We start from the raw sequence: 15,167 nt of genomic DNA, 5'->3' as shown, positions 1-15,167 counted from the left end.
ACGGTCCGCGTCCATACTTCCCGTCTCAATCGCGGATGGGCGACTGGCGGAGAGCAGCATTGGCCTCGATCAATTGCGATATGGGCGAGGCCTACGGGCTCTATCGGATGGGCGACGACGAAGGATTGATGCCGCTGATTTCGATCGCCAACGTGGCTTGCGGTTTCCACGCTTCCGACTTCAATCATATGCGCGAGACGGTTCGTCTCGCCAAACGCCTCGGCGTGGGAGCCGGCGCGCATCCCTCGTTGCCAGATCTGCAAGGTTTTGGCCGTCGCGAGATGGCGATCTCCCGCGAGGAGCTCACCAACTGCATCATCTACCAAGTAGGCGCCCTCAAGGGTTTCCTTGAGGCCGAAGGCATGAGACTGAACCATATCAAGCCGCACGGTTCGCTCTACGCGATGGCCGCCAGGCAGGCCGAGATCGCCCATGCGATCTGCGATGCGGCCGACGTCTTCAAAGTGCCGCTGCTCGGCATGATCGGCACGCTGCATGAGCGGATCTACCCCGAGCGCGGCCATGAGTTCGTCTCGGAATTCTACGCGGATCTCGATTATTCCGACGACGGCACACTGATCGTCACGCGTAAGCACGATGAAAGAGACCCCTCGGAAGCCGCCGCGCGCTGCCTTCGTGCGATCCGCGAAGGCAAGGTTCGCAGCGTCGGTGGCAAGGAAATTGCAGTGAGGGCCGATAGCATTTGTGTCCATTCCGACACGCCGAACGCCGTCGCGATCGCAACTGCGGTTCGCGAGGCTTTGGGAGATCATTTGCGAAATTGACGCGAGGCGGCCGGCGATCACCGACGCCCTGAACATGAGGACTGGGACCGGACATGGCCAACAAGCAGATCGTTTCACCGCTTCCCGGCACTTTCTACCGCAGACCCACGCCGGACACCCCGCCGTTCAAGGCCGAGGGCGACAGCATCGCCGCAGGCGACACCATCGGCCTTGTCGAAGTGATGAAGTCTTTTCACGCAATCCACGCCCAATTCGGCGGCAGGATCGTCAAGTTCCTGATCGACAACGAAGAACCGATCATGGCGGGCCAGCCGATCGCCGACGTCGAGGGCTAGGATCCACGCATGGCGGCCATCAAGACACTCCTGATCGCCAATCGCGGCGAAATCGCAGTCCGGATCATCCGGGCGGCGCGCGAATTGCGGATCAAGACTGTACAGGCCTACAGCGCCGCCGACGCCAATTCACTCGCCGTCAAGCTTGCCGATGTCGCGGTGAACGTCGGACCAGCGCAAGCCTCAAAATCCTATCTCGCCATCGACGCCATCCTCGCCGCCGCGCGCGAGGGCCAGGCCGATGCGGTGCACCCAGGCTACGGCTTCCTTGCTGAGAACGCCGATTTTGCCGACGCCGTCGAGGCCGCGGGCCTGACCTTCGTAGGGCCGCCCGGAAGCGTCATCCGCCTGATGGGCGACAAGGCGGCGGCCCGGGATATCGCCGCCAAGGCTGGCGTTCCGACCGTGCCCGGCAGCGGCGGCCGTATCGATGATCCGGCAGAGGCGCGCGCGATCGCATCGCGCCTCGGCTATCCCGTGATGATCAAGGCGGCGGCCGGTGGCGGCGGGCGCGGCATCCGTATCGTCAACGATCGCGCCGAACTCGATCGGCTGGCGCCGCAGGCGAGCGCGGAAGCCAAAGCCGCCTTTGGCGACGGCGGGCTCTATCTCGAAAAGGTGATCGAGCGCGCACGCCATATCGAGGTGCAGGTGCTCGGCGACGGACGCGACGTCGTCCACCTTTTCGAACGCGAGTGTTCTCTCCAACGTCGCCGTCAGAAGGTCTGGGAGGAAGCGCCGGCCGCCAACCTTCCTGACGAAATCCGCGCTCGTCTTTGCGCCAGCGCCGTGGAATTGGCGCGGGCAGTTTCCTATCGCGGCGCCGGCACGCTTGAATTCCTCTACGACGAGACGACGCGCGATTTCTATTTCATCGAAATGAACACCCGTATTCAGGTGGAACATCCGGTGACCGAGTTCGTCACGGGCATCGATCTCGTGCGCGAGATGATCAAGATCGCCGCCGGTGAACCGCTTGGCCTGCGTCAGGCCGACATCAGTTGCGTTGGCCATGCCATCGAATGCCGCATCAACGCCGAAGATCCAGCCAACGATTTCATGCCCTGCCCCGGCATCGTCACGGGCTTGCGCGTTCCGGGCGGCCCTGGCGTGCGCTTCGACAGCATGCTGTTCGCAGGTTACGCAGTGCCGCCCTTCTACGATTCGCTGATCGGAAAGTTGATCGTCTGGGATGAAAGCCGCGCCGCCGCGATCACGCGCATGCGGCGCGCCCTCGGGGAATTCGAGATCGAGGGCCTGAAGACCACGATCGGGCTTCACCAAGCCTTGACACGCGACGCCGACGTCCGCGCCCTTCGCTTCGACACCAGGTTCCTCGAGCGCTGGCTCGAGACCAACGTATCGCATCTTGCCTGAATGGGAGTTGTGCGCCGATGACCATGAGATATTCCTTTGGAGGCGACGAGCATGTCTTCGTCGAGGTCGACGAGGAGATGTCTCTCAAGGCGTTCTTCAAAAGCCTTTCGATCACCAACGCCGTGCGCGAGAGCCGGATCAAGGGGGTGACGGAAATCTGTCCCGCCAATGCCTCCTTTCAGATCAAGTTCGATCCCGATCTTATCGCCCCCGACGACATGCTCAGGGAATTACAGCGACTGGAATCGGCCGCCGACACAACCGACGTGTCGTTGAAGACGAGGATCATCGAAATACCGGTGCTCTATAACGATCCTTGGACGCGCGAAACCTTGATGCGGTTTCGCGAGCGGCATCAGGACCCCGCCGCCACCGACATCGAATATGCGGCGCGCATCAATAATTTTGCCTCGGTCGAGGACTTCATCGCCGCGCATTCGGGCTCGCCCTGGTTCGTCTCGATGGTGGGATTCGTCGCCGGATTGCCCTTCCTCTACCAGATGGTCGAGCGTTCGCGGCAGATCGAAGCGCCGAAATATCTGCGCCCGCGCACCGACACGCCGAAACTCACGATCGGTCACGGCGGCTGTTTCAGTTGCATCTATTCGGTGCGCGGCGCCGGCGGCTACCAGATGTTCGGGATCACGCCGATGCCGATCTACGACCCGCGTCAGGAGATCAGCTATCTCCGCGAATTCATGGCGCTGTTCCGGCCTGGCGACATGGTGAAATGGAAGCCGATCACGCTTGATGCCTATCACGACGCCGTCGCAGATGTGGAGGCCGGGCGGCTGGCGCCACTGATGCGCGACGTGACCTTTTCGCTCACCGGGTTCGAACGCGACATCGACAGTTACAACCGCAAGCTGGAGAAGGCGCTCCATGGTCATTGAGATCGTCAATCCCGGCCTCGCCACCACCGTCCAGGATCTCGGGCGGCCCGGTTATTATCATCTTGGCATTCCGCTTTCCGGCGGCATGGACCGCCTTGCCTTGCAGGCGGCGAACCTGCTCGTCGGCAACGATTCCGGAGCGGCGGTCCTGGAAGCGGTGTTCATGGGGCCGCAGATCGCCTTCGCCGATGACCGCATGGTCGCGGTGGCCGGCGCCGAGCTGCCACCGAAGGTCGATGGCGAGCCGCGCGAGACATGGACGAGCTTTTTGGTAAAGGCAGGCCAAACGCTGTCCTTCGACTTTCTGAAAAAGGGCGCGCGCGCCTATATTGCAATCGGCGGCGGAATAGACGTGCCCGTCGTGCTTGGCAGCCGGTCGACCTATGTGCTCGGCGCTCTCGGCGGTCACGAGGGCCGCGCGCTTCAAGCTGGCGACCGTTTGAAACTCGGCGCCGCCGCCCCCGTCAAGCAAGGGCGCGCCATCGCCGCCGATGTGCAGCGGGCACCCGGCACCTCAGTCGAACTACGCGTATTGCCAGGGCTTTACTGGCATCGCGTTGCGGAGCAATCCGGTCGGGATTTTTTCGCGGATACCTGGAAGGTGGCGCCGGAAGCGGATCGCATCGCCTATCGCTTCCGCGGCGGGCGTCCGCTCGAATTCGCGCCGCGCACGCCGCCTTTCGGCGCCGGCTCCGATCCCTCGAACATTGTCGACGCCTGCTATCCTTACGGGTCGATCCAGGTCCCCGGCGGCACCGAGCCGATCGTTCTGCATCGCGACGCGGTCTCGGGCGGCGGATACTTCATGCTGGGCACGGTGATCTCCGCCGATATGGATCTGATCGGCCAGTTGCAACCGCATACGCCGGTGCGCTTTGCGCCGCTGGATATGAAAGCGGCGCTCGCGGCGCGGCACGAGCGGAAAACGTTAGTGAGCAAACTCCATGCGTCGCTCGGCTAGTCGCCGCGCGCCCGGTCGCGCAATTCCTTCGGGGACATGCCGAAATGACCTCTGAAGGTGCGCGAAAATTGAGCGTGGTCGCTGAAGCCGAAACGATAGGCGATCTCGGTGACCGTCAGACGATTGGCGGGATCGCGCAGCTGGGCGTGACAGGCGTCGAGCCGTTGGCCCCTGATCCATTGGCCAATCGTTTGGTTGGTGTCGCGAAAGAGCTCGTGCAGATAGCGTGTGGAGATGCCGCAGGCGCTCGCGATCAAGTCCGGATCGAGATCGGCCCGGTTGAGATTGCGGCGCGCAAAGCTTTCGATCCGGCTCAGATGCGCCTCCCGGACGGTCGAGGAGCCGGAAGTGAGCGTGCGTTCATCCGACTTGATGGAGAGCACGAGGAGATCGATCAGATGACGGCCGACCATCGTGCGCGCGTCGGCCGACATTGCGTCAAAGCGCGCGGGAATCAAGCGCAGCATGTCGGTGAACAGACCGCCGGCGCCGTTCTTCGCGTCGAATTGCACGCTGCAGAAGCGGTCGGGCGCTCGAATGCGGCCACCGAGCGCTTTGGCGTCGATTTTGATGACCCACATTTCCGCGAGTACGGTGTGGCTGAACTCGTAGGGCTCGTGGCTGCGTTCGAGGAAAAAGCCGCCGGGCCGGCAGCGGATATCCTTTCCTCCCTGCGTGAAGACGACTTCGGAACGCGTCGGCACGGTCACCAGGAATTGCTCCTCCCGCTCGGCGCTCAGATGATACGGCGACCGCCGATACATGAGACCTGCAGAAATGTTGTGCGACAGCGAGAAATCGCCGACCTGCCAGATGGAAAGATCGCCCGCGAAACGGTCAGGCTCGGCGAATTGAAGGTCGAGGGGAAAATAGGTCGCGGCGATCGCCTCATGCCATTGACGGCTTCGGTAAGACGGATCCATCGATCTGGTCGTGATGGTGGCCTTCATCGAGCTTCCGGCTCCTTGAGCCTCGCGCCGTCTTGCGATGTCTCGTCTGCGAGGTGCACGAGAAATCAAACTAGCGTTCACTCAAAGCAAAGACCATGCCGCAAGTTCGCTCTAACGTGCAAGCGGATTCTACTGACGCCAGCGCGGTCCGTCATGCGGTCGCCGCAGTTCGAATATTTCGGCATACGAACGTGAAGGCCGTCGCCGCACGACCTTCTATACCTGTCGCGTGTGGGTGGGCGGCGCCCAGGTTGGTACAACGTAGAGCAAGGAGACACAGATGAGATACGCAGCTCCGATAGTCGCGACGGCCGTAGCGATGACGGCCCTCGCCCTGAGTGGAACGGCCAACGCCGCCGACAAATGGTGGCCGGCGAAAATCTACAATCTCGATTCCGGATCGGCGAAAGAGTCGGAATATTCGCCGCTCGAGAAAGCCGCCAAGCCCTGGAACATCTGCGTGTTGTTTCCGCACATGAAGGATACTTTCTGGGTCGCCGCCGACTATGGCGTGGTTGAAGAAGCACGACGGATGGGCGTGAACATGACGCTCTACGAGGCCGGCGGCTATGAGAACCTGCCAAAGCAGTTGTCACAGTTCGACGATTGCATGGCCGGCAATTTCGACGCGATCATCGTCGGACCGATTTCGGAGGCCGGACTCGACAAGAAGATCAAGGAAGGCGTAGCGGCGGGCAAGGCGATCATCTCGACCGTCAATCCCGTGTCCAAATCGAATGTCACCTCGAAGATGACGGTCGACTTCGACACCATGGGCGAGCAGACCGGCCTCTACCTGATGAACTATCTCAAGAGCAAACCCGCCAAGGTCGCGACCTTCCCGGGCCCTGCCGGCTCCGGCTGGGCCGAAGACTTCCTCAAAGGCTTCAAAAAGGCGGTCGACGGCAAGAGCAACGTCACCATGCTTGGCGACAAGTTCGGCGATTCAGGCGTCGCGGTGCAGCTCGGCCTGATCCAGAACGCGCTACAGGCCTATCCCGACATGAACGTCATCTGGGGATGCGCGCCGGCGGCGGAAGCCGCGGTCGGAGCTGTGGCCCAGGCCGGACGGAAGGACGCGCTGATCATGTCGTCCTATGAGAACCAGGCGATGCTCGACTCCCTGAAGAAGGGCGAGATTTTGGGCTTCGCTACCCAATACCCGGTTCTGCAGGGCCGCATCGCGATCGACACTGCCGTGCGCGTTCTCGAAAAACAGCCCTATGTGAAGAGCGCCAAAGCGATTCCGGACATGATCAGCAAGGACAATATGGATAAGATCAATCTCGGCCTCGTCCTCGCACCGTCGGACTTCAAGGCGGTATTCTCGGTCAAGGCGGCGATGTGACCGTCTGATTCAGACCAACATCGACGGGATCGGCATGATGGAGATTAGCCTGACTGAGACCCCGCCGGCCGCACAGGCGGTCGGCGGGGATCTTCTCCTCGAAATGACTGGAATCTCCAAGCGCTTCCCCGGCGTGTTGGCGCTGGACGACATCGATTTCGATCTGCGGGCGGGCGAGGTGCACGTGCTGTTCGGCGAGAACGGCGCCGGCAAATCGACCTTGATCAACATCATCGCCGGCGCCTTCGCTGCCGACGCCGGCGAGTTCAAGTTCCGCGGCCGCAGCCTCGTTCGCCTCAAGCCTCATGCGGCGCGGATGATGGGGATCAGTCCGGTGTTCCAGGAATTCAGCCTGGTGCCGGAGCTGACGGTTGAAGAGAATCTTTTCCTTGGCCGGGAGCTCGGCGCCGGTGGCTTCCTCAATCACGCGGCAATGCGTGCCAAGGCGCGCTCGGTGATCCGCGAGCTCGGCTTCGACATCGTGCCCGACCAAAAGGTCGGCGAGTTGTCGCGCGCCCACCAGCAGATGGTCGAGATCGCCAAGGCGTTCCTCACCGAGGTGCGTCTGCTTATTCTTGACGAACCCACCGCCTCTCTCACCGAGGCCGAGACCCAGAACCTGTTCGCGCTGGTCGGCCGGCTGAAGAGCGCCGGCGTCGGCATCATCTATGTGTCGCACCGCATCCAGGAATTCCAGAAGATCGGCGACCTCATCACCGTGCTCCGTGATGGGCGCAAAATCACTACCGTCAAGTCGGGCGACGTCTCCGAAAGCGAACTCGTCGAACTGATGACCGGGCGCAAGGTCGGCGTGCTGTTCCCTTCTATCGATCATCGGCCGGCCGAAAAACTCCTCGAGGTCGACGACGTCACGCTTGCCGATCTTTCGGCAACGAGCGTCAGCTTTTATGCGCGTGCCGGCGAGATCACCGGGATTGCCGGCCTCGTCGGCTGCGGCAAATCGGAGATCGTGCGCGCCGTCTACGGAATCGAGGCGGTCGCCTCGGGCACCATCCGCGTAAGGGGCGAGGAGATGGCGGCGCGCGCCACTCCCATCGACATGCTGCGGCGCGGGGTCTGCTACTTTCCATCAGACCGCGTCGCCGAGGGACTGGCGCTCGGAAGGCCCGTCCGCGAGAACGCCTCGATGGCGGCGCTCGACCTGCCGACATTCTCGAAGGCGAGCATCCTGCGGCGCGCGAGCGAGCGGCGCGCCATTCAGGGCATCGTCGACAAGCTGAAGCTGCGCCCGCCCCAGATCGAACGGACGGTCGCCAAACTGTCCGGCGGAAACCGCCAAAAGGTATTGCTCGCCCGCGGCATGACCCGAGACATTTCGGTCTTCCTGTTCGACGAGCCGACGGTCGGCATCGACGTCGGCGCCAAAATCGAGGTCTATGAATTGATGAAATCATTGGTGGCGGAGGGCGCGGCCGTCGTCCTGGTATCCTCCGAACTGCCCGAGGTGATGAACCTGTCGAATCGGCTGTACGTCATGCACCGCTCGCAGATGGTGGCCGAACTTTCAGGGGCTGATATCAACGAGAGTGAAATTTTTTCGCATTTTTTCCGGGAAAAGCGGCTTGAAGACGGGCCGGCGCCTGCGAACCGCGCGATGACAACATGATGGTGAAAAGCACGGACCACGGCGGCGCGGCGCCGAATGTCGCGCTCGACAAGTTCTATCGTCTCTACGCCGCAATCGGCTTCCTGCCGATCATGCTGGTGGGGCTCATCGTGCTATTTGCGATCTTCGTGCCGCATTTCCTCGTCTTGCCGAATGTTCTGAATGTTCTGCGCAGTTCGTCCTATCTGGTGATCCTTGCCGTCGGCCAGATGCTGGTTCTCATGGTGGGCGGCTTCGACCTGTCGGTCGGCGCGGTCGTGGCTTTGACCAGCGTGTCGAGCGCGCTGGTCATGGCTAGCCTCAAGGGACAGATGACCGATCAGCCGGCCCTGATCATCCTCATCGGCGTGCTCGCAGGGCTTGGTTGTGGTTTTCTCGTCGGCCTGGTCAATGGCCTTTGCGTGGCTTTCCTGAGCGTTTCGCCTTTCATGGTGAGCCTCGGCACCGCCTCGATCGCAACCGGCTCGGCTTTGCTGCTGACCAACGGCATCCCGGTCTACGGCATGCCGGTCGGCTATGTCGACGGCTTCGGGCGCGGGCTCTGGTTCAAGCTGCCAAGCGCGGTTTATCTCGCGATCGCCATCGTCGCCATCGTCTTCGTCTTGCAGAATTTCACCCGCATGGGCCGCTACATCGTCGCGATAGGCGGCAATCTGCAGGCCGCCATCGTCTCGGGCGTTCCGACGCGATTCTATCTGGTGGCGACCTATGCACTTTGCTCGGTTTTCGCGTCGATCAGCGGTCTTGCGCTGACCGCACAGATTGGTTCGGGCCAGGCGGCGATCAATTCGCAGCTCACGCTCGAAAGCATTGCGGCAGCGGTGATCGCCGGGGTGAGCCTGAAAGGCGGCGTGGGCAAGGTCGAGATGGTCGCTCTCGGTGCCCTGTTCCTGCTCATTCTCACCAATGCGATGGACTTGCTCACGATCGACCCGCGTATTCAGACGATCTTTCTTGGCGTCATCGTCGTCCTCGCGGTTGCGCTCGACGAGCTTTCAACGCGGAGTACCAGGCGTGTCTGAGGTCGACGTCGCGCCGCGCGCGCGAGAAACGGCAGCGGGGAGTCTGTGGCGAAGCCTGCTGGCGCTTCTGCTGCCTATCCTGATCGTGGCGATGGAGCTTGGCGTCTATTTCATCGAGCCCCGCGTCCTGTCGGTCGGCAATTTGCGCAACATCCTCATTCAGTCGAGTTATCTGGTGCTGTTTGCCTCGGCACAGATGGTGGTGATCCTGACCCGCGGTTTCGATCTGTCGCTCGGCGCCAGCGTCTCGGCGATCAGTGTCGCGAGCGCGCTGGTCATGACCGGCCTCGACGCTGGGAACGCCGCGCCCTGGATCGTCGTGGCGGCCGGACTTGCTACCGGACTCGGGTTCGGCTGTCTCGTCGGGCTGTTCAACGGCGGATTCATATCCTGGCTCGGCATCAATCCCTTCGTGGTGACCTTGGGCAGCCTCAACATCTGTCTTGGCCTCGCCACGACGATTTCGGGCGGCCGGCCGGTGTTCGACGTCCCCGACCCTTTCAGTTTGCTGCTCTACAACGGCACGCTCATCCCCGGCGTTCCCGTCCCGGTCATGCTGGCGGTGGCGGTTTGCGTACTGCTGCATTTCCTTCTCGATCACACCGTGTTCGGCAGAGCCCTCTATTTGATCGGCAATAATCCGCGCGCGGCGCGCCTGGCCGGCCTTCCGAGCCGGCGATATCTGCTGCTCGCCTACATTCTCGGCGCCCTGCTCGCGGCTTTCGGCGCGCTCATGCTGACAGCGCGCACGGGTTCCGGCGAGCCCAACCTCGGCGGCAGCTTGATGCTGGAGAGCATCGCGGCGGCGGTGATCGGCGGGGTGAGCCTGCAAGGCGGCGTCGGCGGCGTCATCCCGGTCATTCTGGGTTCGCTGTTCATCACCATGATGTCGAACGCGATGAACTTGCTGCGGATCGACGGCTATATCCAGCAAATTCTTCTTGGCGTCGTCATCATCGCAGCGATCTTTCTCGATCGCATTCGCTCAACGCGGGCGTGAGGATACGACGATGGTGAAGGACCGCACATCTCAAGAGCCCTCCGTCGCCGGCGGCGTTCTGGCTTCAACGTTCAACCCGTACGCGCCGCCGCGCGGCGATATTCGACGAGACGCCGAACCGGGGATTTCGCCTCATGCCCGCCGCGGATGAGCGCCTCCACGTCGCAACGTCGCTGAGCGATGCCCTGGCGGCGCTCGCCGACCGCGGGCATTCGGGCGCTCCGCTCGCTGGAGCAACCTGGATCATGCGGGCGCCTCTCAGGGAGGAACGGCAAGATTGGTCCCAGGACCGGTCCTATGTCGCGATTTCGAAGATCGAGGAATTGCGCCACGTCGACATTCTCGATTCCGAGATCAGTATCGGATCTTGCGTCACGCACGCCGAACTGGCGCTTTGCCTTGCGGCCTTGCCCGATTGCCGGGCGCTGGCGCAAGCCGCCGCGCGATCGGCGAATCCGGCGATCCGCGGCGTCGCCACGGTGGGGGGAAATCTTTGCGCCTCTGGTTTCGCAGCAGCCGATCTCATCCCTGCCCTGATATGCCTGGAGGCCGAGATCGAGCTTGCAGCACAGAACGGCGCCGAACGGGTGTCGATGGCGCGCTTTCTCGAGCTTCGAACCAACCTCGGCCCTGAGCGCATCGTCCGTCGCGTGCTGGTTCCGCGGCGCGCCGGCCGTCGCTCGGCTCACTTGCGGCTGCCTTTGCGCAAGGCCGGTGATTATCCCGTGGCCATTGTCAGTATCGCTGCGGCATTGGGCCGGGAAGGTCTTGTCGCCAGCGCCAGGGTGGCGGTGGGTTCAGTTGAGCCCGCCGCCCGCCGATGGAGGCGGCTCGAAGCCGATTTGATTGGCCGCCCCCTCGATTCTGGATGGGCCGCCGGCCAGGCCGAGAGCTATAGCGAAGATTTTCAAGGCCGCGATGCCGTCGAGGCTCCCGGCTGGTATCGCGTGAAAGTGCTTCCCAATCTCGTGCGCCGGGCCGTCGATGCAATCCGGGAGCAACATTGACGCCTCGATGCGGCGAACAGGACGGATGCGATGGTCAAGGTCACGATCAACTGCGATATGGGCGAAGCGTTCGGCATCTACAGCTTCGGCGATGATGAGGCCTGTATGCCGTTCATCACTCACGCCAACGTCGCCTGTGGCTTTCATGCCTCGGACGCGGTGGTTATGCGCGAGACCGTTCGTGCGGCCAAGCGCCACGGCGTCGCTATCGGCGCTCACCCCGGCCTGCCGGATCGCGAAGGGTTCGGCCGCCGCGAAATGAAGCTGAGCCGCGATGAAGTGTCGGCACTCGTGCTCTATCAAACCGGCGCGCTGCAGGCTTTTGCCGCGGCGGAGGGCATCACCCTCGCTCATATCAAACCGCATGGCGCACTGTTCGGCATGGCCCAGCGCGACGAAGCCATCGCGGAAGGCATCGCCGACGCCGCGCTCGCCACCGGACTGCCGGTGATCGCCTATTCCGACTGCGCGATGTCGGAGGTGTTCACTCGGCGCGGAATCGCGTTCTCGTGCGAATTTTATGCGGACCTAGACTATGACGATGATGGTCGCCAGATCATCGCCAAGCAGCACCGCGCGGTCTCTGCCGCTGAAGTCGCCGCGAAAGTGAAGCGGGCGGTGGACGAAGGATTGACGCGTTCGATCAATGGCAAGGACGTTGCGGTCGTCGCCCAATCGATCTGCGTACACAGCGACACGCCGAACGCCGTCGAGGTCGCAAAAGCCGTCCACCAGGCGCTGGCGCGCCAGCTCATCGCGACCGACCAGGTTCCCGCCGCCCCTACCCGGAAGTGATCCTCCCGGCCGACGAACCCAAGGAAAGGGATATTGCGCCAATGCGTTTGTCGCTCGAGATCAATGGCGAAGATCGATTCTCGCTCAGCGATCCGTTGACGCCGCTCGTCGACGTCCTGCGCGATGAATTCTTTCTTACCGGAGCAAAAGTCGTGTGCCGCGAAGGCTTTTGCGGGGCCTGCACCGTCCTGCTTGACGGACAGCCTGCCGTATCGTGCCTCGTGCCGGTGGGGCTGGCGGCGGGTTGCAAAATCACGACGGTCGAATCCCTGGCGCGCGATGGCGTCTTGTCGCCGTTGCAGCGCGTGATGGAGGAATACGACGCCGTGCAATGCGGCATGTGCTTTCCCGGCATGCTGATGACGCTGACCGGCTTCTTGGCGCGAGCCAGAAATCCGAGTCGCGAGGACATCAAGGAGGCGCTGGTTGGAAATGTCTGCCGCTGCACCGGCTATGAACGCATCGTCGACGCCGCGCTGGCGGCGGCGCAAGCCACCGTCGTCGAAGGATAAACCGATGCCGGAACCGTCCACCGCCGTGAAGAATTTTCCCAGACGCGACGCCCGTGACAAACTCAGGGGCCACACGCGTTACACCGTCGACCGCGGACGTCCAGGGATGCTCCACGCTACGCTGCTGCGCGCCAATACGCCATCCGCCAGGATCGTGCGCATCGACGCTTCCGAAGCCCGGAAGATGCCGGGCGTTCGTGCGATCGTCAGCGCCGTCGATGCGCCCGGGCGCCATGGCATCGGCATTGCGGACCATCCGCTGTTCGCGACCGGCCGCATCCGCTACGACGGCGAGCCGATCGCGGCGGTGGCCGCAGAGACTTTGGCGCAGGCCCGGGCCGCGGCGGCGGCAATTGTCGTGGAACTCGAGCCTTTGCCAGCGGTCATATCGATGGCCGACGCGCTGGCGCCGGACGCGCCGCTGGTGCATCCCGACTGGCGCAGTTACGAAGTCCTTCTGGAAGGCGGCGCGCGCGCCGGCAATGTAGCCTGGGAGGCGACGGTCGTCCGCGGCGACGTCGACGCCGCGTTTGCGCGCAGCGACGTCGCGATCGTCGAAAGCGTGTATCGGGTCGGGCGGCAAAACCACGTGTCCTTTGAGCCGCGCGCGGTGATCGCCTCCTACGAGGATGGCCGGTTCCATATCGAAACGTCGACTCAGGTGCCCTGGTCGGTCCGCAACGCGACGGCGCGGCTGTTGAATGTGCCGCCCTCCCAGATCCGGGTCACCGTTCCGGCGGTCGGCGGCGGATTTGGATTGAAATTCGATTGCGCACTCGAACCCTTCGCGGCGCTGCTGGCGCGGGCGGCGGAAAGACCGGTTCGGCTTGTGAATTCCCGGCAGGAGGAGATGCTCACCTGCCTGTGTCGGGAAAACGCCGAGATCCGGATCCGGTCCGCCGTCACCAAAGAAGGCGAGATCGTCGGCCGGGAAGCCGTAGTGCTGATGGATTGCGGCGCCTATGGCGGCGAACAGATATTCCTGACGACGATGACGGCGCATACTTTGGGCGGCAATTATCGGCTCGGGGCAGTGCGGCTTGCCAGCCGCGCAATCTATACCAATACGGCGCCCAATGGCGCGTTTCGCGCCTGCAACGGCGTTTACAACACCTTCGCCCTTGAGCGGCATACCGACGAAATCTGCGCGGCGATCGGCATCGATCCGTTGGCGTTTCGACGACACGCCGTTCTCGGCGACGGGGATTTGGGTTCGACCGGCCAGGTATTTGAAAGCGACGTTCTCGGCCCGATGCTCGATCGCATGGCCGAATTGCGCACCGCGAAGCCGTCGAAAAGACCGATGGCGGGGCCGCGGCTCTATGGCCGCGCGACGACGGTCGGGACTTGGTTCGTCTTCGTCGGACCTTCCGCAGCGACTATCAATCTCAACGCCGATGGCAGCGCAACGCTGGTCACGTCGGGCGTTGAGATCGGATCCGGCTCAATGATGCAGGCGCTGCCTCAAATCGTCTCCAACGCACTTGGGCTACGTCCCGAAGACGTCATCGTGCGTGCGGCCGACACCGATGCCGGGGGCTATGATGTCGGCGTCGGCGGCGGACGAACCACCGTGTCGCTCGGCGCCGCGAGCATGGCCGCATGCGTGGAAGTGCGCCGGAAGCTCTTGGAGGTCGCCTCGGAGATGCTGGAGGTGGCGCCCGGCGATCTTGTCCTCGCGGACGGCCGCGTTGAAATCATCGGCATCAAGGGATCGGGCGCGACGATCGTTGAGGTCGCCGAACGCGCGCAACGTGTGGTTGGCCCGATATCGGGCAGCGGATCATTCACCGGACCGGGCGTCGTGGCGATGCCCGGTTGCGCTACCGGCCATTTCATCGACGCGATAGATATTCCCGTGTTCGCCGTTCACGAATGCGAAGTCGCGGTGGATCCCGAGACGGGTCACGTCGAAGTGCTGAGTTACGCCGTCGTCCAGGATGTCGGCCGAGCGTTGAACCCCCGCGCCATCTATGGCCAGATACAGGGCGGTGTCGTGCAGGGATTAGGATACGCCCTGCATGAGGAGATTTCGATAGGCGCGAAGGGCCGAATAGACCAAACAGGCTTCGAGACCTACCGAACGCCGCTGGCGCAGGACGTCGTGCCCGTGGAAATCAGCCTCTATGAAGGCGCGCCGTCGATCGGACCTTTGGGCACCAAGGGCGCCGGCGAAGTTCCCATTCTCAACGTCGCGGCGGCGATTGCTTGCGCCGTGTCCAATGCCACGGGTCGACCCGTCCAGGAACTACCGCTGACACCACCGCATGTCCTGGCGCTGCTTTTGGGGAACAAGCCCTCTCTCGAACTGCCGCATATCTCGGCTTCGTGGCGGGATAATGTGTTTGCTGAGCCTTCATGTGTCGCGCGCGCTCCATGAAGGTCACGTTTGGCATGAAGTCTGGCGAATAAGGTCGCCATCGTCACCGGCTCCGCCCAAGGCATCGAAGCACTTCAGCTCAGCGCAGCCCACGTTGGACGTCTTTGGATTCTCTTTGATCTCCCGGTGCGCACACCGTGCACACGCCGCCTTCTAACCGATTGAAAAACTTGAACTCTCGTTCCAGTCCATCATGGGGCAGCAGAGAATTTCC

At 62.9% G+C, this 15,167-nt stretch carries 14 protein-coding genes; 13 read left to right on the top strand and 1 reads right to left on the bottom strand.

The genetic code is table 11. The features are described 5' to 3' along the window. Nucleotides 1-59: 59 nt before the first annotated feature. Genes V1283_RS10155 through V1283_RS10135 form a run of 5 tightly spaced genes read left to right on the top strand, consistent with a single transcriptional unit; the run spans nt 60 to nt 4,312 of the window. Nucleotides 60-785: a LamB/YcsF family protein gene (locus tag V1283_RS10155; protein ID WP_334386321.1), complete on the top strand. Its 726-nt coding sequence runs from the start codon at nt 60-62 to the stop codon at nt 783-785. Nucleotides 786-838: 53 nt separating this feature from the next. Continuing rightward, entirely contained in the window at nt 839-1,081 is a 243-nt protein-coding gene (locus V1283_RS10150; RefSeq protein WP_334386320.1) for an acetyl-CoA carboxylase, read from the top strand. Nucleotides 1,082-1,090: 9 nt separating this feature from the next. Continuing rightward, a complete protein-coding gene (locus V1283_RS10145) occupies nt 1,091-2,458 on the top strand; it encodes an acetyl-CoA carboxylase biotin carboxylase subunit (protein WP_334386319.1) in 1,368 nt (455 codons plus the stop codon). A 17-nt stretch (nt 2,459-2,475) separates the two neighbouring features. Then, the gene (locus V1283_RS10140; RefSeq protein WP_334386318.1) at nt 2,476-3,351 is read left to right on the top strand and encodes a 5-oxoprolinase subunit B family protein; all 876 of its coding nucleotides are present in this window, start codon (nt 2,476-2,478) and stop codon (nt 3,349-3,351) included. Then, complete coding sequence (locus tag V1283_RS10135; protein WP_334386317.1) at nt 3,341-4,312, top strand: biotin-dependent carboxyltransferase family protein; 972 nt, start codon at nt 3,341-3,343, stop codon at nt 4,310-4,312. Before V1283_RS10140 ends, V1283_RS10135 begins: the two co-directional genes overlap by 11 nt. On the opposite strand, the gene V1283_RS10130 is transcribed toward V1283_RS10135, so the two are convergent. After that, on the bottom strand, nt 4,309-5,262 hold the full coding sequence (locus V1283_RS10130) for a helix-turn-helix domain-containing protein (protein WP_334386316.1): 954 nt from the start codon (nt 5,260-5,262) through the stop codon (nt 4,309-4,311). The two genes, V1283_RS10135 and V1283_RS10130, sit on opposite strands and share 4 nt — an antisense overlap. A 280-nt stretch (nt 5,263-5,542) precedes the next feature. Here V1283_RS10130 and torT point away from each other — a divergent pair, with 280 nt between their 5' ends. From torT to V1283_RS10090, 8 genes are all read left to right on the top strand, one after another. Next, nucleotides 5,543-6,610, top strand: a complete 1,068-nt coding sequence (gene torT, locus V1283_RS10125) for a TMAO reductase system periplasmic protein TorT (RefSeq protein WP_334386315.1) — start codon at nt 5,543-5,545, stop codon at nt 6,608-6,610. A 34-nt stretch (nt 6,611-6,644) separates the two neighbouring features. Continuing rightward, nucleotides 6,645-8,237 (top strand): sugar ABC transporter ATP-binding protein, encoded by a 1,593-nt coding sequence (locus V1283_RS10120; RefSeq protein WP_334386314.1) that lies wholly within the window; start codon nt 6,645-6,647, stop codon nt 8,235-8,237. Then, nucleotides 8,234-9,259: an ABC transporter permease gene (locus V1283_RS10115; RefSeq protein ID WP_334386312.1), complete on the top strand. Its 1,026-nt coding sequence runs from the start codon at nt 8,234-8,236 to the stop codon at nt 9,257-9,259. Before V1283_RS10120 ends, V1283_RS10115 begins: the two co-directional genes overlap by 4 nt. Further along, the gene (locus V1283_RS10110; protein WP_334386311.1) at nt 9,252-10,259 is read left to right on the top strand and encodes an ABC transporter permease; all 1,008 of its coding nucleotides are present in this window, start codon (nt 9,252-9,254) and stop codon (nt 10,257-10,259) included. Before V1283_RS10115 ends, V1283_RS10110 begins: the two co-directional genes overlap by 8 nt. Nucleotides 10,260-10,393: 134 nt before the next feature. Beyond that, the gene (locus V1283_RS10105; protein ID WP_334386310.1) at nt 10,394-11,266 is read left to right on the top strand and encodes an FAD binding domain-containing protein; all 873 of its coding nucleotides are present in this window, start codon (nt 10,394-10,396) and stop codon (nt 11,264-11,266) included. 30 nt (nt 11,267-11,296) lie between these two features. Beyond that, nucleotides 11,297-12,061, top strand: a complete 765-nt coding sequence (locus tag V1283_RS10100; protein WP_334386309.1) for a 5-oxoprolinase subunit PxpA — start codon at nt 11,297-11,299, stop codon at nt 12,059-12,061. 41 nt (nt 12,062-12,102) lie between these two features. Next, entirely contained in the window at nt 12,103-12,573 is a 471-nt protein-coding gene (locus V1283_RS10095; protein WP_334386308.1) for a (2Fe-2S)-binding protein, read from the top strand. 4 nt (nt 12,574-12,577) lie between these two features. Then, on the top strand, nt 12,578-14,953 hold the full coding sequence (locus V1283_RS10090) for a xanthine dehydrogenase family protein molybdopterin-binding subunit (protein WP_334386307.1): 2,376 nt from the start codon (nt 12,578-12,580) through the stop codon (nt 14,951-14,953). Nucleotides 14,954-15,167: the final 214 nt, after the last annotated feature.

The sequence above is a fragment of the Bradyrhizobium sp. AZCC 2262 genome, from assembly GCF_036924535.1.
In the GTDB taxonomy this organism is placed as follows: Bacteria; Pseudomonadota; Alphaproteobacteria; order Rhizobiales; family Xanthobacteraceae; genus Bradyrhizobium.
Note: the sequence above shows the minus strand (reverse complement) of the source record. Positions and strands in the feature narration are given on the sequence as shown.

What these genes read in the sequence shown, in the direction of transcription:
- V1283_RS10150 (WP_334386320.1), top strand. Translation starts at nt 839, where the DNA reads ATGGCCAACAAGCAGATCGTTTCACCGCTTCCCGGCACTTTCTACCGC.
- V1283_RS10145 (WP_334386319.1), top strand. Translation starts at nt 1,091, where the DNA reads ATGGCGGCCATCAAGACACTCCTGATCGCCAATCGCGGCGAAATCGCA.
- V1283_RS10140 (WP_334386318.1), top strand. Translation starts at nt 2,476, where the DNA reads ATGACCATGAGATATTCCTTTGGAGGCGACGAGCATGTCTTCGTCGAG.
- V1283_RS10135 (WP_334386317.1), top strand. Translation starts at nt 3,341, where the DNA reads ATGGTCATTGAGATCGTCAATCCCGGCCTCGCCACCACCGTCCAGGAT.
- V1283_RS10130 (WP_334386316.1), bottom strand. Translation starts at nt 5,262, where the DNA reads ATGAAGGCCACCATCACGACCAGATCGATGGATCCGTCTTACCGAAGC.
- torT (WP_334386315.1), top strand. Translation starts at nt 5,543, where the DNA reads ATGAGATACGCAGCTCCGATAGTCGCGACGGCCGTAGCGATGACGGCC.
- V1283_RS10120 (WP_334386314.1), top strand. Translation starts at nt 6,645, where the DNA reads ATGATGGAGATTAGCCTGACTGAGACCCCGCCGGCCGCACAGGCGGTC.
- V1283_RS10115 (WP_334386312.1), top strand. Translation starts at nt 8,234, where the DNA reads ATGATGGTGAAAAGCACGGACCACGGCGGCGCGGCGCCGAATGTCGCG.
- V1283_RS10105 (WP_334386310.1), top strand. Translation starts at nt 10,394, where the DNA reads ATGCCCGCCGCGGATGAGCGCCTCCACGTCGCAACGTCGCTGAGCGAT.
- V1283_RS10100 (WP_334386309.1), top strand. Translation starts at nt 11,297, where the DNA reads ATGGTCAAGGTCACGATCAACTGCGATATGGGCGAAGCGTTCGGCATC.
- V1283_RS10095 (WP_334386308.1), top strand. Translation starts at nt 12,103, where the DNA reads ATGCGTTTGTCGCTCGAGATCAATGGCGAAGATCGATTCTCGCTCAGC.
- V1283_RS10090 (WP_334386307.1), top strand. Translation starts at nt 12,578, where the DNA reads ATGCCGGAACCGTCCACCGCCGTGAAGAATTTTCCCAGACGCGACGCC.